Here is a 21,346-nt window from a genome sequence, read left to right as displayed (position 1 = left end):
TCGGTACGTAATCTTGAATATTTGATGCTGCAACCAACCAACTGAGAGCTACAACATGAAAATAGTAGCCGTTGTTGAAGACGATTCTGATCAACGCGAAAACTACGCGGATGTTCTCGCAGCGCAGGGCTACGAGATCCAAGAATATGGCAGTAAACCAGAAGCGCAGGCTGGATTCCAAAAGTCACTTCCAGATCTTGCTATCCTGGACATCATGTTGGGTGAGGATATGGACGGTGGTTTTGAGTTGTGTATGGAACTCAGGAACATGAGCCCTCACCTCCCTGTTATTTTTCTGACCGCTCGGGATAGTGATGCCGATCGCATCTCGTCCCAGCGGATGACAGCCTGGGACTACATCACCAAACCGGTTAGCCTTGAATTCTTGGTTGCCAGAGTTCATGCCCTGCTTCGAATAGCTGAACAGCTTCAACAACCGGTAGATTCCGAAGCGTCAATAAAGGTAGATCATCTAGAAATAGATGAAAGAAGTATGTCGGTTGTGTGGCGAAATGAAATCGTGAATCTGACATTGACGGAGTTCTGGTTGGTTGAGTCACTGGCTCGTCGACCTGGCCATGTCAAGACATACGAGGCACTGAACGATGTCACGCGCCAAGGCCTGGTGGAAAGAAACACGATCAACGGCTATATCCGTCGTGTCAGAAACAAGTTCAGGCTCATTGATCCCACTTTTGATCGAATACAAACTGTTCATGGCACCGGCTATAAATGGGCCCACGACTAGATGCCGTGACCACGATACAGACAATCGATAAGTCCTTCACCCATCGACAACCTGGAAAGGGTAAGCCAAAGCGTCAATCCATCCGAACCGGGCTCAAGATTAGAACCAAGTTGTTGCTGTTGGTGCTCTCACTGTTGACTATTCCATGGATGGGCTATAAATCGGTCCGCGAAATGGAAAACTTTTTGCTGGAGGGACAGCAACAGGTGCTCGAACTAACTTCTGAAGGGATCGCAAGTTTGCTTTCGAACCGAGAAGACTTATTCGACCCTGATGTTGGTGTGCCGGAAGTCCTTGGACAGTCATTCGAAGTATTACCAACTGAACTGAGTAACTCTCTTTCGATCGATTCCAAAGCAGACGATTGGAGATCGTCTTTTCAGGATATCCGTGAATACACGGGGACCGGGTTTTTCGAATGCACGATAGACTACAGGCCGCATTCTCTGTCTGTTCGTCACGCTCTAGGCACTCATGGCTCGTTCGTTTATGCGATGTTTGAAGTTACAGACGATTACGTCGTGTTCAGAGACCCGGAGTTAGTCAGCCTGGATAACAGCGATCAGCTGCGAGTCACAATTCAGGCATTTGGGATTGAACTCAGGCGGTACCTTTTAGTTGCGAGAGAGGAAGGACGGATGAGTGTCTATTCAATGAAGACTGGCTGGCATGAGCTGGAAACCGGCGACGCGCTTAAAGACATAACTGCAGTGATTCAACCCGGCGACGACGGTTACTTCATTAAAGTGAGAATTCCTAAAGATATTATCGGCCAAAGAGCGAGGGTCAAATTTGAGATTATTGATGTGGACGACCCGGTGGCACGTGAGATAACTGGGCGCATTTCTACCGACCCCGATCCTTTTGCTCACAATCTTGGTCGGGTGCGACTGATGACCCCCGCACTGGCCAAGCTGGTCGAACCCATCTACCTTTCTGAGGCCAACATACGGATATGGGACAAGGATTTTCGGTTACGTGCAGAGTTGGGGAGTCTCTATCCCGGGCGGCTGACAATACAGCGGACGCGTATGGCCGATAAAACATGGTTGAATCGTATCGAGTCCGCGACCCTGGCCTTGTACGACTGGGTGCTGCGCCAACCCCTAGGCGGGCTCAAAGACATGCCAGTCGATTCATCTAAGGAAGACCTTCGTATCCTTTTGAATGTAATAAACAGCGGCTCTCAGGTCAGTGAACGTCGGCGACATGGTGATGCCAAACTGATAGTCAGTGCCCTGCCTATATGGGCAAAAGGAGAAATACAAGGGGCTATTCTGGTGAAGCAGAGCGGAAACCGGTTGCTGGCGCTTCAATATGAAACCCTACGGCGCTTTATGCTCCTTTTCCTTGGCGTATTTCTATTTTTGACGATCATAATCCTTGTGTTTGCCAGTAGACTGACTTACCGAGTCGGACGGCTGCAGAGAGAAACCGAACAGGCAACCACAACCGAAGGCCGGCTGCTTCGAGACAACATCAGATCCGGCACGCGTGCTGCCGATGAACTTGGCAGTCTGACGCGAAGTATTTCTGCCATGTTGCAGAATCTTGGTCAGTACACCAGGTATCTTGAAAAACTGCCCGACACACTGGCCCACGAGATGCACAACCCCCTTAACGTCGTGAATTCTTCACTCGAAAACCTTCAATATACCAACCAGGACCTTCGCGATAACAAGTATCTTCTGCGCGCACAAAAGGGTGTACACCGACTTCGCTCGATACTGACCAGTTTGACAGAGGCTGCAAGCCTAAAAGAAGCCTTGGAACAAGAATCAGACCAGTTCGAAAGGTTCGATCTCAAGCAACTCGTTACTTCTTGTGTAGAGGGGTATCAACAGGTTTATACGGATCGGACAATCAGGATCGACGCCTTGCCTGGTCCATTCCACACCGAAGGAGTCCCCGATCGAATGGCCCAGCTTTTGGACAAGCTCGTTGATAACGCGATACGTTTCAGCACTATTGGCGATATTGTTGTTCAGATCGGCCTCGCTCATGAACTAATTTCCCTATCTGTTCTTAATCGGGGGCCCGCCCTTCCCCAGGACATCGAACATAGATTATTCGATCCGATGGTTTCCAGTGCTAAAGACGCTCGTGAGGCACACCTGGGACTTGGGCTATACGTCGTGCGCCTCATCGCCGAGTTTCATGGCGGGTCGGTTAAGGCGGAGAATCGACAGGATCTCTCTGGCGTTATTGTTACGGTAACACTGATTCGTTCCCCATCGCTATAGGAATCAGGGTTAGTCACCTGGTGAGCTTTGGTGTGTGTACCGAAGCAATAATATCAGCGATTTCCGGCTTTCCACGGCAAACCTCTTCAGGTGTCAGTCCTGTGAGTTCGTGAGGGAAAACAAGCCACTGGGCGGTTTCATGAATAAAATAGTCAGGCGCCCGCCCCGTTTTATTCTTCGAGGGCTTATACCAGGGTGTCGCAATACGGATGTCGCCGGGTGTATTCAGGCGAGCACGCTTTGAAAGCTCAACGATTACAGTTTCAGCGCTCATTCCCGTATCAAACACGTCATCCACAATGAGAAGTGAATCCTGCTTATTTACTTTACGTATTAGATAACCTAGTCCGTGCACCTGTACATTTGGTGTTGTCTGGTCTATGCCTGTGTAGTGAGACGTTCGAATTGCAATGTGATCGGTTTCGATACCAGAGTAGTCGAGAAATTCCTGTACCGCAATGCCTACCGGCGTGCCACCACGCCATATTCCAACGATATAGTCAGGCCGGAATCCACTTTGAAGAATGTTGTTTGCCAGCAAAAATGAGTCCCGGTGCAGTTCTTCGGCAGTAATAAATATTTTTTCGTCCTTCATTATCCTTTTCGTGGAATTTGTTTGTTTTTCAGACCGTCAATCTCTATCGCTGTCAGGGATCTCTGCAGCGCCTTTATCCAGTTCGAGTTGGTCTGCGCCCTGTGTGATCTCCTTCAGTGTCTTCTTTCTGTTGGGTTCGATAATCAACACTGGCTTAAACGTTTGGGGCTGTTCGCTTGCAGTGGTGGTGTTAGTAGTTTGAGGTGGAACATAACCCGGGTAGTCAATGCCAGTGGCACTTCTTTCAAGTCCCGTATAGTAGATCACCTGTGTTGGCAGATCATTTTCTGGATACGATTTATGAAATTGATCTAGTCCAGTGCGTACGATTCCGTAACTGAGACGCAGGCGACAGTCCCGGCAAGTTGTACCCTTATAGTCGACTTTCTGGACATTGTTGACCCATATCTTAAAAAATCCACTATCCGACGCCCACTTCGCGTGGACACTCAATTCATGCCACTGAGACAAGAGTTCCTCCTCGTCGATTAGCGGATAGTAGGTGTATTCATCCGAGACGTGGCTACCCAGCCAGAAAACGCCGGTACTCCCGATTGCGAATGACCAAATTACCTTGTCGCCCTTCTCAATAAATCGGGTGTGATGTGTTTTGGCCGGATAGATGTTTTTGTAATCCTCAGGAAAGTACACCTTCCAGCGGTACCAGATTTCACCGCTGAGGGCTACGGCAGGTCGTTCAAGTTCGACTAATTCTATGCGTTCCTGATTGGATTTACAGTCATTTTCGGTCTCGTTTTTGCCACAATCCCCCATGCGGAGCTCAAACCTTTCTACCAGGCGATTTGATCCGTATTCGCTGGGATCTTCAACCTGACTATAGCCCCAGGCCGTGCTATTCAGATTTCGTACCCAATCAAATGGGAGGTGACTGTCTGCGCGAACCGGTAACGCGACCAGCCCTGCCAGAAACGAGTTCACAGTTACCATTACTGCCACTAACTTGGAAGTCACAGGCATACCGAGTGCTATTCAAGGCAATGTCCGCCTGACGACTATTTGTCGCGCCAGGGGATTTACGTGTATCGTCATTCAACTATATCCCGAATCAGAGCGAGTGAGAAATACTGAACGCGGGGGTGAATGTGTCACAATAGATCTCTTTCACCCAACCCAGGTTCAATCACGGCAGTGCGAAGGGTTTCAAATTTATACTTACGTGTCTACGTGAAGTAAGTAGTGTAATTAATTCATATATATGTCTAATCGTCTGAACGACAAAGTCGCAATCATTACCGGTGCTGCGTCGGGAATTGGCCGATCCACTGTCGAACGGTTTATGTCAGAAGGCGCCCGAGTATTGGCAGTCGACCGTGAAATTATTACTTTTCCCGAACTCTCCCATGCGCCGAATCAATTGGAAACGGATCGAGGGGATGTGCGCGTTAGAAACGACTGCATCAGATGGGTGGGGGCTGCCGTAGGCCTATTTGGCCATCTTGACATCGTGGTCAACGCGGCGGGTATAAGTGCTAGATCAGTGGGCGACAATGTTGACTTTGAGCAGAGATGGGACGAAGTGATAAGTGTAAACCTGAAGGGCACGATGCTGATGTGCCATGCCGCGGTACCAGCCCTGCTCCAATCCGGCGGTGGAGCCATCGTTAATCTAGCTTCAATAATGTCATTTGTAGGCTACGACCCAGCGATGTTTTTGTCGGATGGATTTTCCCCCTACCCCCCAAGTAAGGGGGGTGTATTACAGCTGACACGAGACCTCGCGTTGCAAGTGGCAAACAAAAAGATTCGAGTTAACGCAGTATGCCCGGGATTCGTCTACACTAATTTGACAAAAGCCGTCACAGATTCTCCAGAGACGCATGCGGCTTTGGTGGCTAAACATCCCATAGGTCGTTTAGGGGAACCTGCAGAGATCGCCAGTGTGGTAACGTTTTTAGCATCCGATGAAACCTCCTTTGTCACAGGGGCGGCCTGGACAGTTGACGGTGGCTACACGGCTGCCTGACTGTCTGGCGTCCAGCAGCCATGAACACCAAACGTTGGACTACGCGTAGACGACTAATTGTCTACCGGAGACGCAGGCGATTTAATTTCGATCGCTACAACAAGCAGATACCATTGCCCTTTCCAGATCCAAATCAGACGGAGTGGTTGGACCTACGTGAAAGGTTTGACGAATACGACTGACTGATAATCGCTATTAGTGCGTACGAAGTCGGTGGTTTATGATGGGAGAACAGGTGCGTTAGCCACTGAACATCAGTGATACGTAGTAGTACATAGACATCACGATAACAATCACCCAGAGTAGTGCTGTTATATTTTCCCTGATATAGCGTTTGACTTTTTCGATTGTTTTATACATGGACTGGTGTGTTAAGTTTGATCTTCAATTCCGACCAGTCGGATTGGGCGAATCAGTTCGAAGTAACGCTCAATTGCTGGATGTGAGTCCCAGTATTTGCCGGGCCTCACTGACCGTCGCAACTTGTCCGCCAAGACTTTGTATTAGCTGAACGGCTTTTTCCACTAGTGCACCATTTCCGGGCGTTTTAACGCCCCTTGCCAGATAAACTGTATCTTCCATACCGATCCGACAATGGCCACCTAAAAGAAACGCCTGTGCCAGCATTGGATACGCGTGGCGACTTGCCCCGAAGGCAGCCCATTCGGATCCCTCCGGAACCATTGACCGCGCGTAGGTGAGCGATTGAGGAGTTGCATCCATTCCATAACTTACACCCATGACCAGTTGAAAAAGCATAGGCGGCTTGAGCGTGCCATCGTGTATTAGGTCTCGGGCAAGACGAATGTCGCCAGTGTCAAATACTTCCAATTCAGGCTTGACACCAGAGGCATAAATTCTTTCTGCCATCGCTTTTACCGCTGGCGGATGATTGATCACTGCACCACCACCGAACCACATGGTGTTGAGGTCCAAACTACAGATCTCGGGCTTAAGTTCAACGACATGTTCTGTTCTAACAATCGGCGAAACCAGTGTCGTCGCTGGAGCCGCCTTTGCAGGATCCTCCTCCGAAGGTACATAACGACCCCCAGGGCCGGTTGTAAGATTGATAATTAGGTCGGTACTACTTTCGCGAATCCGTTTTACAACCTCCCGGTAGTATTCGATATTCATACTGGGAGTCCCCGTTTCAGGCTCGCGAACATGGATATGACAGATCGCAGCACCGCTCTGGGCCGCAGCAAAACATTCGTTGGCTATTTCCTCTGGCGTAACAGGTAAATTGGGATTGTGTTCCCGTGTCGTAAAGCTACCCGTTACAGCGCAACTCAAGATGGTTGGTTTCATATCAATTGTCCGTTGTGTTGTTCCGATCCCGACGTCCGATTCCGTAGTCCAAGACCAATAATACCGACTTAAACCGGTAACGAAAACCCAGAATCAGGATTTGGTTGAATCCTAGGACTTGCCTTTGGCGAGCGGTATAAATATCCTGAGCAAAGTTGGGCCTATTCCAAGACACAGAAGATATCGTGCAAGAGATTAAATGAGCCAGACCACCTGCATCCGTGGTGTCGAATGGCTGGTTGGCTGGGATGGCCGGCAACACGTTTACCTACGCAACAGTGATTTTGTATTCAAGGGCCCGGATATCATTTATGTCGGTGATCACTACGTCGATTGCGTCGATATCGAACTTTCTGGCAAAGATCGTATGATAATTCCGGGCCTGGTTGACACCCACGCCCACCCGACCACTGAACCGATCCGAAAGGGGATTACTGATGAGACAGTATCTCCCGGTTTTTGGCACAGTTCGCTCTACGAGCATTTGCCGGTATTCGATCCTGTCGACGACCAAGGTCGTTTAGCATGTCTCAAGGTTGCCTTGGCTGAATTATTGTTGTCTGGCGTCACAACACTGGTTGACCTTTCTTCGCCTTTTGAGGGCTGGGAGGAAACACTTCTGGACAGTGGAATCCGGGCCTTTGTAGCACCTTGCTTCCGCGACGCACGCTGGTTTACAACCAACGGACACTCGCTTGAATACGATTGGAATTATGAGGCTGGACAGAGAGCTTTTAGCACTGCTCGGGAGATAGTCGAGTCTGCAGTACGCCATCCCTCCGGGCGGTTGTCCGCTGTGGTTTCACCATCCCAGGTTGACACCTGCTCCGAAGCTTTACTCCGGGACAGTCATGCATTCGCCCAAGATCATAACCTCAGTTGGACGATACATGCAGCACAGTCAGTTACTGAATTTCAAGAAATGCAACATAGACATGGCATGACCTCTGTTCAGTGGCTTGACAGCCTAGGTGTCCTAAATGAACGGTCAGTGATCGCACATTGCATATTCCTTGATCATCATCCGTGGCTGCACTGGACGAGTAGAAAAGACCTTGAACTGCTGGCCGATTGCGAGTCAACGGTTGCGCACTGCCCAACCGTGTTTTCACGGCGTGGTATCGCCCTAAACACTTTTGGTGCGTATTTAGATCACGGCATACGGATGTCCGTCGGCACGGACACCTACCCCCACAATATGCTGGACGAGTGTCGGACAGCAGTCATGGTCGCTAGAGTCATCGGCCAGAGTGTTACTGATCTCGACTGTATCGATGTATTCAATGCGGCCACTGTCGCTGGAGCAGATGCCCTCAATCGTAGTGACATTGGAAGATTAGCCGTGGGTTGTAAGGCCGATTTTTCAACTATCGATTTAACCTCCCCAAGTATGCGCCCCGTTCGAGAACCACTTAGAAGTCTTATCACTGTTGCGGGCAGTCGACCGGTTACAGATGTTTTTGTGCATGGGGAACAGGTGGTCAGCAATGGGGATGTGTTGAACATAGATTTTGAGCTCGAGCTGACACGCTTGCAGGTTGCTCAACAGAACATGTTGAACGTAGTATCCGAAAAGGACTGGGATAACCGTTCCGCCGTAGAACTGGCGCCGTTAATGTTGACAACGGTTGAATCTATCTAGAAGACTACAAACGAACGTTTCACTTGCACTTGATTGAACTGAAAGTGTATTGAAGTCAGCTGACCTTTCAGCCACGATCGCAACAGAGGTTCCAGGTTATGAAAATTTCACTCGAAGGAAAAACTGCGTGGATCACAGGCGCCGGAAGCGGTATTGGACGGGCTGCTGTAACTGCATTAGTAAAAGCTGGCGTAAAGGTTGGGTTATCGGGACGCAGGCACGAACCACTTAAAGAAACCTTAGCCGCGATTCAATCTCTCAATGGCGAAGGGATTTTGGCGCCTGTCAATGTTGCCGACAGCGAGGCTGTTGTAGCTGCTGCTGAGAAGATTCGAGCTGAATTGGGTGAAATCGATATTCTCGTGAACAGTGCGGGGCTTAACCTTCCTAAACGACGCTATAGTGAAATGGGGGTAGGTGACTGGCAGATGGTCATCGACGTAAATTTAAATGGGGCATATAACTGTATATACGCGGTGTTGCCACACATGAGAGATCGGGGTGACGGCCTTATTATCAATGTTTCCTCATGGGCGGGGCGACATGATTCCTATGTCGCGGGCCCGGCCTACGGTGCCTCAAAACATGCAATGTCGTCTATGACCGCAACCATAAATCTTGAGGAAGGACGTAATGGTATCCGTTGCTGCTCCCTTGAGCCTGCCGAAGTTGCGACAGAGATCCTTGATAGACGCCCTATTCCCGTAGCTGATATAGAACGAGCCCGCATGTTGCAGCCCGATGATCTAGGGGAGACCATTCGTTTCATTGCAGAGATGCCTGCACATGTCTGTTTGAATGAAGTACTGATCAGTCCGACCTGGAACCGATCACATATGGGAGGGTCGGACTGGTTTCCAGGACCCCCCAGTTAGGTGCTCCAGATCCTGTCATTGCAGGATTCCACTAAATCAAAGGTAAGGAGAGATGATTATGATTTGTGTTATAGCAACGATAAAAGCCAAGGCAGGCGGGCGCGAAGCACTATTGGAACATATTGCAGATAACCTGCCCAACGTGCACGCCGAGGAAGGTTGTATCGAATATCAGCCCATGATAGACACCGAGTCTTCACTCGGCGCACAGGTACTGGATGAAAATATTGTGACTATGGTTGAAAAATGGGAAACCATGGCGAATCTGAATGCCCATGCAACGGCGCCACATATGCTGAAATACCGCGAGAAAGTAAAGGACACTGTCGAAAGTGTTTCCTTGAAGGTTCTGACAGTTGCCTAATATCGAGGTCACGGGAGGGGTTTTGGGCGGTTACGATTACGACGGATCTAACGGCAATCTTTCTTTGTCAATTTGTGTTTCAAGCTTGGACTCGATAGAAAACACGTGTGAATCTGATACACCCAGGGTTCGCAGAGCCCGGGTCAGGTTTCTGAGATACTCGCGGTTAGAACCACTCGGTCCTCGGGCAGAAAGAATCTGGCTGGCAATATCATCTTTGTCTGCTGGACCAAGGTAGTCTGGATTATCCGGACCTGCCATGTACACCAGGCCCCGGCTAGTACTGCCGTCGGTGAAATTCAGTTTTACCCATTCGCGGTGGTAGCCCCCCTTTTCCCGGTGGTCCAGGCCCTTGAGAACCTGCCCGTTGTCGGATTTTCCACATTTGTACGCAACGCCCCAGCAATCACCCGCTGGCTTGGGAACCAATGTTACAACGCGACCAGGGTAGCCAGGCACACCCCTATGATCGGTCGATCCCTGCCAGAAACGTCGTACCCAGTGGTCGATTCGGGCTAAACGACGATGATGATAGGAAAAGCTCGGATTCCAAATTAATGAACCATAGCCAAAAATCCACATGATATGAGGCGCTAGCTCCAGGTTTTCGATTCGACTGAATTATGCCCGTAATAAATAAAACGTATTGGCTGATACTCGCGACTGCATCATCAGGCATGTTTCTGGCGAGCTTGGATTTTAGCGTGAACGTCGGTCTGCCGGATATTGCAAGAAGCCTCGATGCCAATGTTACGGCAATCTACCAGATTATTACTGTTTATCTGGGGGCCACTGCCACGGTTCAGTTGATCCTCGGCCGAATCGCTGATGTTTATGGCCTGAAACTAACCTACATCGTTGGATTGCTTGCTTATGGAATTGCTGTGTTATTGATTGGAATTGCAGCGACGCTAGATAGCGTAATCATGATCAGGATTCTTCAGGCCATGGGAAACGCAGTCTTTCTGGCCTTGTCACCCGCTATAGTCACGGCAAGTGCCCCCGATGCTTATCGCGGTCAGGCTCTGGGATGGATGACAGCCATTGGTATGAGTGGAATGATACTCGGTTCGCTGGGGGCTGGCTTCGTTATCGACCATTACGGTTGGCGTTGGATATTCCTGGCGCGCGTGCCACTGACAATTATTGCGTTGGGAATGGCGATCTGGTTTCTACCCACGATCAGGAAAGCTTCGGAAGCGGATCTGGATTCGCCCTCGGCATTGCTGATTGTCGCGAGTATTTTATTTCTGATGCTATACCTCCATCAAACGCAGGCAACAGGATGGCTTTCACTAAACACGAATCTTTACCTTGCCATATCGATAGTAGCGGTCTATTGCTTGATTAGACGACAGATGACGATATCAACGCCGTTTATACCGAGCTACCTGTTACGCCAGAGTGAGGTGTCACTTGGACTGGTCTGTAATTTTCTAATGTATTTCGCCATCTTTGTGAACTGGTTTGTCCTACCGTTTTTTGCAGCTGAATTTATCGGCATGGGACCGGCCAGTATTGGCGTTCTGCTCACCATACCCGCCGCGTGCCTGCTGGTCTCTTCACCACTTGGTGGCGCCTTTGCAGACCATACTCATCCTGCTTTTGCGAGTACTGTCGGTATGTTTATCATCGTTGCCTTTTTAACTTCTTTCCAAACGGTTGACAATCATTCAACCGGTTTTGCAATTGCTGTGCGAATGGCCGGTTTAGGAATAGGTATGGGGATTTTTCAGAGCAGCAATCTCAGCCTCATTATGGGCAACGTAGGTACTCGGGAGTTGGGTATAGCCGGTGGGTTGTCTGGACTCTCACGCAACCTCGGGACGGTCATCAGTGTTGTATTGCTAGGCGCAATATTCGTGGCATTGAAAACATCCGGACAAGAATCCGTAGAACTCACATCACCGCATGCGCGGGAAGCTCAGGCAACGTACATCGCAGCATTCAAATTTGTCTATGCAATTGCCGCAGTTGTCGCCTTATTGGGCTTTCTTCTCAACGCCTGGTTGTGGCAAAATCGAAAAAAGTAGTTTTCATTGGCTTTGCAAAACAAATAGTCGTTGGACTATCATTAACGAGGGTCACGTCCATATGGGCTCCGAACACACCTGTTTGCGTGGGTATACCGACAGCACATATTTGCTCGACAAAAAGCTCGTATAACGGTTCAGCAGTTCCGGTATCAGCCGCACGCAAGCTCGGTCGTAATCCTTTCGTCGTGTCTGCACTCAACGTAAACTGTGAGACGATTAGAACTTCTCCTTTGGCCTGACGGACATCCAGGTTGAACCGGCCCTGAACATCCGTAAATATTCGATAACCAATCGTTTTTCTACAAAGTTTCTTGCTATTGCACGATCGGTTGAATACAAGATGGGTTGATTACCCATAGTAAACCTCTATTCAGTTTCTGAGTTCGGGGATTATTGTCTTTCCATATTCAGCAATGAGATTTTCTTCTTCTCCGTTGTCGATATAAATATTAAATTGTGTGATTCCAGCTTCTTTTAGCCTGTATAGTTTTTCAATGTGCTGTTCCACTGAACCAAGCACCGCGAAATCTTCGACAACATCTGGGGTTATAAAATCCAAGAATGGATTATCGCTCTGACCGTGTTTCTGATAGTCGTAGCCACGACGTTTTTCGATATAGCCGGCCAGGCTCGCGGGTATTGCCGAACTGTCAGATCCGTATCGCTCCACTATATCGGCAACATGGTTCCCAACCATAGCTGGGAACCATTTGGTTCGTTCCACGCAATGATCCATTGAACCGATGTAGGCCGGCGCAGCAGCCATGACCTGATAAGTACCCATATCTCGACCCTTTTCAAAGCCTGCATTGATTGTCTGGTCAGCCAGCCATTTGCAGATCATGGGCTCAGCGATCTGAAGTACAACACCATCCCCGTGTGCACCGGCGACTTTGATTGCTTTAGGTCCATAAGCCGCGATCCATATTGGAAGTTCGTAACCATTGGCCCATGGAAACTCTACTGGAGCCAGGCAGTCCGCATAATGTGTTTGATTGCCGCGAACCATCGATCTGACTTTGTCACAGAAATCGACCACTTCGCTGAGATTCGATGGCTTTTTGCCCATGACCCGAAGTGAACTGTCCCCGCGACCTACTCCGATATCAAATCGACCTTTACTCTGGACGGCAAGACTTCCGAAAAGACTGGCTGCTACCGACCAGTCCCTTACCCCGGGGTTGGTCACACACGGCCCAAACCGCATAGTCTGCGTGTGCTCGATACACATGGCGATGGTTACATAACTGTCACGCCAGAGGATATGCGAGTCAAAAAACCAGCTGTACCCGAATCCAGCCTCTTCTGCTTGCCTTACGAGATAACGCGTACGTTCCGGGGAACCCTCGCCTTTGAACGTAATGCCAAACTGCATAATCTGTCCTCCCCCTACAATCCCGAATAGCCAACTATCGATAAGTGGCGCGAACGGCACCTAATCGCCTCTTCGGAACTATTCCAATACAAGTTCAATCCAGTCAGGTATAAATGGTGCGGTATAATCCTACAAAAACGCAACCAATCTATAAAGGATAACCACCACTGGTTCTCCTGTATGATCGAATAGCCCGATTCATGAAATATATATAAACCTCCTGAACTTAAACACTCTACAGAGCGCCTACAGCGGCCCCTAAGGCTTAGAATACGATGGTTTGCGATATATAGACCGTAATTCATCATGCTCTGCCAACCCGTGCGGTGACTCAATAACATGGACACTGCAATGGGTCGGCATAAATTTAGTCGCTATAGCGACTAAAGATGTACTCATTCCTTTTCCCTAAGGTACTTTGATCTTTCTCTAAACTGCTGTCACTTTTCCACTACAGGGGTAAGATGGACAAAAATAATTCATGGCATTGATGATTAAATGTTTTTTAAAAACACAAAGTTATTGAGTCGAACAAAGAGACTGGAGATTCAGATCGAAGAGTTTCTGGATAAAGTCACCGAATCAACAGAGCTTTTTTCGATTGCTTTTAAGGTCTACCTGGCCGAAGGCGTCGATACCCAATTCGAAGAATTTATGAATAAGATTCAGACTACCGAGCGCGAAGGTGATGAACTGCGCCGACAAATTGAAACGGAGCTTTACGAGCGCACCTTGATTCCTGACCTTCGGAGTGACGTAATCTGGCTGATTGAAAATATGGATAAACTGACTAACACCTGCAAAGCAAACCTTTTTCGATTATCAATTCAACAACCTGAAATCCCAGATAAGCTCAGGGCAACCTACATTGAACTTATCGACATAACCATTGATTGCGTTGATAAGGTGGTCTTCACAGCTCGTAACTTTTTCGAAGATCATGAATCCGTAGCTGATCTTGCAAGAGAAGTCGCTCTGCTGGAAACGAAAGCCGATGAAGTCAGTAGTCCTTTGCAACGTAGAATATTCGATAGTGATCTGGATCTCAGTCAGAAAATGCAACTACGCTATTTTGTCGAACACTTCGACGAACTTGCCAATCAGTCGGAGGATATCGCTGACCAGCTGGCTATAAGCGCCATTAAACGTCGCATCTGACACCTTATCCTGTGGACATTTCCACATTTGTAATACTCTCCGGTGGTTTGTTTCTGGGCTGGGCGTTGGGTGCGAATGACGCAGCTAATGTGTTCGGCACGGCTGTCGGTACCAAAATGGTACGGTTTGCCACGGCGGCGTTGGTATGCAGTTTGTTTGTAGTTCTGGGTTCGGTAATTAGTGGAGCTGGACCTGCTGAGACGCTCAGCAAGCTGTCTGAGATTGATCAATCGTTACATGCATTCATAGCCGTAGTCTCCGCTGGTTTTACGGTGTTCATCATGACCCGGTTCGGGTTACCTGTTTCGACAAGCCAAGCGATTGTTGGCGCATTGGTTGGCTGGAATATTTTTCAAGGTATTGAGACCGACTCCGATATTCTCAAAACAATCATCGCATCATGGATATTCTGTCCCTTGCTTGCGGGGCTGATCGCTGCCGCCTTGCTGCCGCCTTTAGCTGCCACCATGCGGATTCTGAACTTACGGCTTTTTGTACAGGATGCCACTATTCGTTGGGCTTTGCTGGTCGCTGGGGCGTTTGGCGCATACAGCCTGGGTGCAAACAACATTGCAAATGTAATGGGTCCGTTCATTCATGTTGTTCAACCACCATCCATTGGATTTGGTTCCGTGCTCTTATTGGACTCAACTCAGGTTCTGTTTCTGATCGGGGCTTTGGCTATCGTAGTCGGCGTGGTTACGTATGGCCGCCGTGTCATGCTCACGGTAGGTAGGAACTTATTTCAGCTTTCACCGTTAACCGCCTGGGTTGCGGTCGTCTCGCATGCCATCGTGCTTATCTTGTTTACCTCTAAAAGTTTAGCCTCCTGGCTTGATGCTGCAGGATTACCCCAGATCCCGCTCGTTCCAGTATCCAGCTCTCAGGCCATAGTCGGCGCTGTCATAGGGATTGGTTTATTGCGTGGCGCATCCAGCATTCGCTGGCATCTGGTTGGTGGTATTGTTTTAGGCTGGCTGGTCACACCCATCTGTGCGGGAATGTTGTGCCTTGCTGTCCTGATATCTGTCCAATCGATACTTTGAAGTGACTCTGTGTAGCCAAACCCCTTCGGCGTTAGTCCCAGCGGGAACGACGGCTCTCCATATCCGAGTGCACATCGATTAGAACCGTCCTGCCTTCCTGATTCAAACGTTGTGCTTTGCCACAGCCTCAATTAAAGGGTTGCTCGGAAAGCAAGCCAACCACTCGACGCCTTCTTTTTTCAGGATCTGTGCAATTAAGTCATTACAATCCATAATCACCCACCTGGACTAGGCACTGTAATCTAGCGACATCCTGGACCGCCTATAGAACGAAGCGGCCAGTAGGAAACACCCTACCGGCCGCCTTTATTTGGAAATTAACCGGGTAGCAAATACCTGTACGGTTAATCGGTGATTATTACAAAGTAGTACGGGTCGAGAACTAGTTCCACTCCCAAAGTTCCCACGTTGCGTTTCCACTCGCATCGACATCCCAGTCGTAAACAAGCGCTTTACCGTTAAGGCCAGCTAACGACGGTGCCGCGGATTGAACATAAGCCATACCTCTGAATGTCGATCCACCGTCCGCAGTAAACGCACCAGCTCCTGTTGCTCGAAATGTACCAACACCATCTTGCGCTATTATGGCGCTCGAATTTGGACACTCTCCATAAAGACTACCATCCGCCAACACATTGGCCGAATATGTTGCCATCATCGTGACGTCACCATCTCCCAGCTTTCCAGCGCCTTGAGCCGATACTTCAAATACGGGTCTGGAGTCCACCGCGGGTAGTGTCTTTACGGTCGTAGTCGCTTGAATAGATCCAACTTTCTCGCCCAACATGATTCTTCCTCCTTTAAGTAGCAACTTGCTAGTTGTGAACTGAAAACTCGTCATGGTCATTGACGTGTTGCCGTCAAATTAACAGATGTTTTACGGCTACAAAATAATGTACTAGCCAAAACTCACAGCAGGACTATCATATATAGAAGTCAATGGCCACGGGACAAAGGTTTCAGCTACCATAGTTAATGGGCTTGTTAGATTTTGGTGATGTCGACCTGGACGCCTTGAGGGGCTATACAGATACATCGAACTTGCATGAAACAATGCCCGAATACATCTACACATCGGCCAATTAAAGCAAGTTAATTTTGAAATGTGTTAGGACAAAGTTGAAGCTATCTACTGCATTCCCCAATCAAATCCCGATTGAAATATAACTGTGGGCAATTCGCTTAACCGCGATCATCATCGCTGCGGTTCGAAGATCAGGAACATTGTCTTTATGGTTCCAGGTCTCACTAATTGCGTCGTAGGCTCCACGCATCGTATCTTCCAATCCTGAGCGGACGAGATTGATCTCCGTGGCCCCGCTCAGTACTGCATTGCGATCAGTCTCCGGGAACGGTTTGCCGGTCATCGACTCTACTCCCGCAATCAACCTCTCGAACTGACTTTCTTGTTGACGTCGCTGCATTCGGCCAAAGCGAATATGGGTGAGGTTCTTGATCCATTCGAAATAACTGACCGTTACTCCCCCGGCATTGGCACAGAAATCAGGAATGATGACCACACCGTTATTTCTTAAGATCGCATCGCCGCCAGCTGTAATCGGACCATTGGCCGCCTCAATAATCAGCGGCGTTCGAATTCGTGAGGCGTTGGTTTCGTCAATTACACCTTCCATTGCAGCTGGAATTAAAATATCGGCTTCTGCCTCCAGCATTTCGGGGCCACTATCGATAAAGCCGGGATAACTCTCAATACTGCCTATCTCAATCATGTGTTCGTGTAGTGCAGCGATATCTATCCCTTCAGAATCCACGATCGTGCCATCTCTTTCTAAAACATGAGTGATGCGACAGCCATCCTGTTGGCTTAGAAAGAGCGCTGCATGGTAACCAACGTTTCCGAGTCCTTGAACAATCACTCGCTTACCGCCAAGCCCTGCAGAGAGACCAGTTTTCTTTACATCTCCGGTATGACGAAAAAACTCCTGCAGAGTGTATTGCACGCCGCGCCCGGTTGCCTCAGTCCGACCGGCGATACCGCCCTTGCCAAGGGGCTTGCCTGTAACACAAGCCCATGCGTTCAAATCAGCGGGGTTCAGTCTTTTATATTCATCCGCTATCCAGGCCATCTCACGCTCACCTGTACCCACATCCGGGGCAGGCACGTTCTGGGAGGGACTGATCAGATCACGTTTCGCCAACTCCTGGGTGAAGCGCCGGGTGATCTGCTCTAATTCCTGTGTTTCCCATTTCCTTGGATCAATCACAAGCGCACCCTTCGCACCGCCAAAAGGAATCTCCATCAGCGCGCATTTATAAGTCATCAACGCTGCCAGTGCTTCCACCTCGTTTTGATCGACAAAAGGTGCGTAGCGAATACCGCCCTTAACCGGTTCAAAATGTTCAGAATGGACAGTGCGGTATCCCGTTAGGCTTTGCAGTCCGCCCCGCAGTCTCACTCCAAAGCGCACGACATAGGTCGAATTAGCAATCTTAATCTTTTCGGCCAGATCGTCTGAAAGTCCAAGCAGGCCCGCTGCGTGGTCAAAATTCGTCTCCACCGAAGAAAGAAAGGATTCTTTGCTCATATTTATCCTTGCTCGACGAGCTGTGCCGATGTCACCAACCTGTTAGGTGAGTGTGAATTTGAGTCGGAATGAGTAGACTCATTGTTAATATTGCACCACAAGTGAAGAACTCGCCCCCTTCATTAGGACTAGTCATTATATTTCTAATTTATTGTCAGTGTATTGACTGGTGTCCGGGACCGGAGCCGAATCGGCACAGCCATTTGGCCGAGGAATTTTCAGTCCCACTGATTCTACCGGGCCACACTTTCTGACTCGTAGAAACTCTTACAAGTACGGATCTATATCCTACTCGCAATGGCCCCCTAAAACCGCAGATCATGCAGCCTTTTCTGCCAGGTCTGCGAGATCCATGACATGGATTTAAGGGCGGAGAATTTGGTGGAAAGATTGAACTCACAGGTATCGAGATAAGGCAACTTCCTATGAGCGGAGTTTCTGACTGGAGTACGGATGAGCGAGCGCTTTCCAACTCTTATTTGGCCAACTCTATATCGAAAATCGAGGGAAACGGCACGACGGATAAGGGTAGATTGGTCTCGAATCTGCAATTCCATTATTCAATCAAACCTCATCATTCCTATAAAGATTATTCTCCAAAGTTTCTCAAGATGCTGAGCTTCGCACTTTCGTATTCCTCAACAGTCATCGCCCCTTTGGAATAGGCCTGATGTAGGTCCAGCAGTTCCTGGCCCATTGTCTTGTAATCACTCCGATGATCGCCCTCCTTCTGACCTGTGGTGTCTGCCAGCGAGGGTGGTTTCACACCTTCCTCGGCCAGTGACGCATCGACCCCAGGCCCACCCGCAATAGCGATAGCATCTTTGAGGCTGACTGCTCCGGTAAACAACGCCTTGCCGGTAATTACCCCGTCGATATTGGGTAGGAAGCGCAAGAAGGAGACATCATCAAGGGAATGAACCGTACCCGAGGATATAATTGGGAGCTCCAGTGCTGTCCCCATCTCGCTGGTCCCGGCTAAGCTGCTCTCAGGGTGATTTTCAAATCGTTCAATGTCTGTATAGATTACTGCGGCTACACCTATACTCTCAAAGCTTTTTCCCAGCTCAATTGGCTGAAAGGAAGTCTGGGTCTGCCAGCCATCGATCAAGACAAACCCGTTTCTCACATCAATGCTGACAACGATTCTGCCGGGATATTGATGGCAGACACGTCGTAGCAATTGAGTATCCTTGATCGCCGCGGTGCCCAGTACGATACGGGAGGCCCCGTGTTCAAACCACCAGTCGACATGATGTTCAGTGCGGATACCACCGGCAACCTGCACAGGTATATCTGCATTGTCGATGATTTCGCAGATTAGGTCCGAATTGTATCCCCTGCCCCGGAAGACGCCATCAATATCAACCACGTGAAGCCATTCGGCACCGGCATTCTGGAACTCCTCTGCGGCGTCAAGCGGTGAGATATCAAAAACCGTGGGCTCTTCTTTGCGGCCACGGGCTAGACTGACTGATTGCCCGTTTTGTATTTCTATATCAGGATAGATAATCATAAGCCACTATTTAATGACACATGAGCACCGGTAGCGTCGAGTGTTGCATGATTTCCCGAGTCGCTCCTCCAAATATCAGTTGTCGCAACCTCGAATGAGTGAATGCGCCTTTGACCAGCATATCCGCATCCGCACTTATGGCAAAATCTAGAATTGCTCGACCGATGGTGTTGTTTTCCCTGTCAATAGTTTGTTCAAAGGCGGCAATACCCCGAGCCCGTAAATGGTCGGTAACCTCAGCACCGCTGGGACCCTGCACGGTCGCGCCTTCTACGGTCAGGACAACAACCCGTTCTGCTTCTTCCAGAAGTGGCGCACTTGCGGTGAGGCTTCTGGCCGCTTCAATACTGCCGTTCCAGGCTAAAACAATATTTTTCCCAAGGGTCTCGAGGATGGTGTCACTGACCAGCAGCAGTGGTCTGCCGCCTTCGAAGAGCACCGCTTCAGAAGCCCTCTGCCAGAATGACCCCTTGTCGTCCAAATTGCGACGTACGATTGCAAGATTAAACAAGCGTACGTTTTTCCCGATAATCGTATCAGAGACCTGATTGCTCTCCTCCCAATGCCCTCTTACTCGGGTCTCCGTATCATCTATCGTACCGACTGGAATACCTCGTTCGTCAAGAAGATTGAAAAAGCATTGACGCGCCTCACTCGCCAGTTGTTCCGTTTGCTTATCCGTATCTATTGATTGGGCACTGTGCGCCACAATGCCTACGCCGACAACCGTGCGAATCAGGTGTGGGACAAAAAAGCCCTCTATGTAGCTACTGTAACGACGAGCGATTAGCTGCGCTGCGTCAATTTCAACAGCGGTAGGAACACAGTGATAAAACGGTAGCAGAATTGTCTTGTACATCGACTCCTGATGACCGGTACTACACCGGTTGATTCCTCGATAAGCAGTATCTCACCGATCTATGTGGCATTCAAACTCTAGCGGAATCTCTGTCGGTGAAGGACGGTCTAGTGGGTTCGAAAGAACATAGCGCTTAGCGAGAGGTCTATAGAAGGAAAGTAAGTATTGAACTGTAAGCCACTGATTTAAAATAATTCGTTCAGCACCGATCTAAGGAACCAGGATCACCTACAGATAATTCGCTACCCCGTTTCCCCCCCAATCACAGCCTTCTGCGGGCTCGACTGTCTTCCTGAAATATTTGCCTCCCTGTTGACGTTCCCCATCAACCGGGGCTCCTGGGAAAGGAGTTGATCGATCGCATAGAACAACAACAAAGGTTCTCGAGAATCAACTAAATAGGAAAAATATTCTAATAGTTCTGAGAAAAGTAAGAATAAAATAATTATTTACTTTATTGTAGGGATTTCTAAAAATTATTTGCTAGAATATCGACTCTTTTAGCTATCAGTGATGATTGTTATTCCGATGTATACCTATTCCCTGAAAGATAGATCGCTCCTGACGGAGCGTACCGAACAGTTTCGCGACCAGGTCACTCGCTTTCTACGCGAAGAACTGCCCGAAGACGAGATTCACATGATTTCGAACGGGTCGTTATATTCGTGAATAAGGTCTACGTCATTCACGAGAACGATGACTGGATGCCGCCGTTTAGGGAGGCTTTCCAGAGCGAAGGACTGCCATTTGAAGAGTGGCACATGGCGAGGGTAAGTCTCGATCTGGAAGACACCCCACCGGAAGGTGTCTTCTATAGCCGCATGAGTGCTTCAGCGCATACACGAGGACATCGCAGTATCCCTGAATATACAGCGGGTGTGCTGTGCTGGTTGGAGCATCACGGTCGGCGGGTAGTCAACGGGAGCCGGGCGCTCGATCTGGAACTCAGCAAGTTGCGTCAGTACCAGGCACTGAAAGCTTCGGCTATCCGGGTCCCCCACACCCGAGCGGCGCGTGATGTAGAGGAACTCCGGGCATTGAGCCTGAG

Annotated in this window: 20 protein-coding genes; 11 read left to right on the top strand and 9 right to left on the bottom strand. The window is 49.1% G+C overall.

The features are described from left to right. The first annotated feature begins 55 nt into the window (after window positions 1–55). Together MK323_10860 and MK323_10855 are read left to right on the top strand one after the other, a co-directional pair. Window positions 56–748: a response regulator gene (locus MK323_10860; protein MCH2482654.1), complete on the top strand. Its 693-nt coding sequence runs from the start codon at window positions 56–58 to the stop codon at window positions 746–748. Beyond that, on the top strand, window positions 733–2,991 hold the full coding sequence (locus tag MK323_10855; protein MCH2482653.1) for an ATP-binding protein: 2,259 nt from the start codon (window positions 733–735) through the stop codon (window positions 2,989–2,991). Before MK323_10860 ends, MK323_10855 begins: the two co-directional genes overlap by 16 nt. Window positions 2,992–3,004: 13 nt before the next feature. Here MK323_10855 and MK323_10850 read toward each other — a convergent pair whose 3' ends face one another. Further along, a complete protein-coding gene (locus tag MK323_10850; protein MCH2482652.1) occupies window positions 3,005–3,586 on the bottom strand; it encodes a hypoxanthine phosphoribosyltransferase in 582 nt (193 codons plus the stop codon). 36 nt (window positions 3,587–3,622) lie between these two features. Next, a complete protein-coding gene (locus MK323_10845) occupies window positions 3,623–4,534 on the bottom strand; it encodes a polysaccharide lyase (GenBank protein ID MCH2482651.1) in 912 nt (303 codons plus the stop codon). Window positions 4,535–4,802: 268 nt separating this feature from the next. Here MK323_10845 and MK323_10840 point away from each other — a divergent pair, with 268 nt between their 5' ends. Continuing rightward, on the top strand, window positions 4,803–5,570 hold the full coding sequence (locus tag MK323_10840) for an SDR family oxidoreductase (protein MCH2482650.1): 768 nt from the start codon (window positions 4,803–4,805) through the stop codon (window positions 5,568–5,570). A gap of 429 nt (window positions 5,571–5,999) precedes the next feature. On the opposite strand, the gene MK323_10835 is transcribed toward MK323_10840, so the two are convergent. Continuing rightward, window positions 6,000–6,881 (bottom strand): 3-keto-5-aminohexanoate cleavage protein, encoded by an 882-nt coding sequence (locus MK323_10835; GenBank protein ID MCH2482649.1) that lies wholly within the window; start codon window positions 6,879–6,881, stop codon window positions 6,000–6,002. 199 nt (window positions 6,882–7,080) lie between these two features. On the opposite strand from MK323_10835, the gene MK323_10830 reads away from it, so the two are divergent. The 3 genes from MK323_10830 (at window position 7,081) to MK323_10820 (ending at window position 9,762) form a co-directional block, all read left to right on the top strand. Continuing rightward, the gene (locus MK323_10830; GenBank protein MCH2482648.1) at window positions 7,081–8,523 is read left to right on the top strand and encodes an amidohydrolase family protein; all 1,443 of its coding nucleotides are present in this window, start codon (window positions 7,081–7,083) and stop codon (window positions 8,521–8,523) included. Between the two features lie 98 nt (window positions 8,524–8,621). Further along, on the top strand, window positions 8,622–9,398 hold the full coding sequence (locus tag MK323_10825) for an SDR family oxidoreductase (GenBank protein ID MCH2482647.1): 777 nt from the start codon (window positions 8,622–8,624) through the stop codon (window positions 9,396–9,398). Between the two features lie 58 nt (window positions 9,399–9,456). After that, window positions 9,457–9,762 carry an antibiotic biosynthesis monooxygenase gene (locus tag MK323_10820; GenBank protein MCH2482646.1) on the top strand — a complete coding sequence of 102 codons (306 nt, stop codon included), beginning with the start codon at window positions 9,457–9,459 and terminating at the stop codon, window positions 9,760–9,762. A gap of 36 nt (window positions 9,763–9,798) precedes the next feature. Here the strand turns inward: MK323_10820 and MK323_10815 are convergent, their stop codons facing one another. Continuing rightward, entirely contained in the window at window positions 9,799–10,344 is a 546-nt protein-coding gene (locus MK323_10815; protein ID MCH2482645.1) for a gamma-glutamylcyclotransferase, read from the bottom strand. 41 nt (window positions 10,345–10,385) lie between these two features. Here MK323_10815 and MK323_10810 point away from each other — a divergent pair, with 41 nt between their 5' ends. Next, window positions 10,386–11,795 carry an MFS transporter gene (locus MK323_10810; protein ID MCH2482644.1) on the top strand — a complete coding sequence of 470 codons (1,410 nt, stop codon included), beginning with the start codon at window positions 10,386–10,388 and terminating at the stop codon, window positions 11,793–11,795. Window positions 11,796–12,168: 373 nt separating this feature from the next. On the opposite strand, the gene MK323_10805 is transcribed toward MK323_10810, so the two are convergent. Continuing rightward, window positions 12,169–13,173 carry a TIGR03842 family LLM class F420-dependent oxidoreductase gene (locus tag MK323_10805; protein MCH2482643.1) on the bottom strand — a complete coding sequence of 335 codons (1,005 nt, stop codon included), beginning with the start codon at window positions 13,171–13,173 and terminating at the stop codon, window positions 12,169–12,171. Between the two features lie 522 nt (window positions 13,174–13,695). Between MK323_10805 and MK323_10800 the strand changes: the two genes are divergently transcribed. Both MK323_10800 and MK323_10795 read left to right on the top strand, forming a co-directional pair. Then, entirely contained in the window at window positions 13,696–14,331 is a 636-nt protein-coding gene (locus MK323_10800) for a DUF47 family protein (GenBank protein ID MCH2482642.1), read from the top strand. 11 nt (window positions 14,332–14,342) lie between these two features. Beyond that, on the top strand, window positions 14,343–15,377 hold the full coding sequence (locus tag MK323_10795) for an inorganic phosphate transporter (protein MCH2482641.1): 1,035 nt from the start codon (window positions 14,343–14,345) through the stop codon (window positions 15,375–15,377). A gap of 382 nt (window positions 15,378–15,759) precedes the next feature. Here MK323_10795 and MK323_10790 read toward each other — a convergent pair whose 3' ends face one another. The 4 genes from MK323_10790 to MK323_10775 form a co-directional block, all read right to left on the bottom strand. Next, window positions 15,760–16,164 carry a hypothetical protein gene (locus MK323_10790; GenBank protein MCH2482640.1) on the bottom strand — a complete coding sequence of 135 codons (405 nt, stop codon included), beginning with the start codon at window positions 16,162–16,164 and terminating at the stop codon, window positions 15,760–15,762. 358 nt (window positions 16,165–16,522) lie between these two features. Next, window positions 16,523–17,923 (bottom strand): Glu/Leu/Phe/Val dehydrogenase, encoded by a 1,401-nt coding sequence (locus MK323_10785; GenBank protein MCH2482639.1) that lies wholly within the window; start codon window positions 17,921–17,923, stop codon window positions 16,523–16,525. Window positions 17,924–18,512: 589 nt separating this feature from the next. Continuing rightward, on the bottom strand, window positions 18,513–19,439 hold the full coding sequence (locus tag MK323_10780) for a HisA/HisF-related TIM barrel protein (GenBank protein ID MCH2482638.1): 927 nt from the start codon (window positions 19,437–19,439) through the stop codon (window positions 18,513–18,515). Between the two features lie 10 nt (window positions 19,440–19,449). Next, the gene (locus tag MK323_10775; protein MCH2482637.1) at window positions 19,450–20,298 is read right to left on the bottom strand and encodes a universal stress protein; all 849 of its coding nucleotides are present in this window, start codon (window positions 20,296–20,298) and stop codon (window positions 19,450–19,452) included. A gap of 513 nt (window positions 20,299–20,811) precedes the next feature. On the opposite strand from MK323_10775, the gene MK323_10770 reads away from it, so the two are divergent. Beyond that, window positions 20,812–20,967, top strand: coding sequence for a hypothetical protein (locus MK323_10770; GenBank protein MCH2482636.1), 156 nt, complete (start codon window positions 20,812–20,814; stop codon window positions 20,965–20,967). Then, on the top strand, window positions 20,964–21,346 hold a 383-nt coding region (locus MK323_10765; protein ID MCH2482635.1), incomplete at its 3' end, for an alpha-L-glutamate ligase. The genes MK323_10770 and MK323_10765, both read left to right, overlap by 4 nt.

The organism is Gammaproteobacteria bacterium (genome assembly GCA_022450155.1).
In the GTDB taxonomy this organism is placed as follows: Bacteria; Pseudomonadota; Gammaproteobacteria; order Arenicellales; family UBA868; genus REDSEA-S09-B13.
This window is presented reverse-complemented; position numbering and strand designations above follow the sequence as displayed.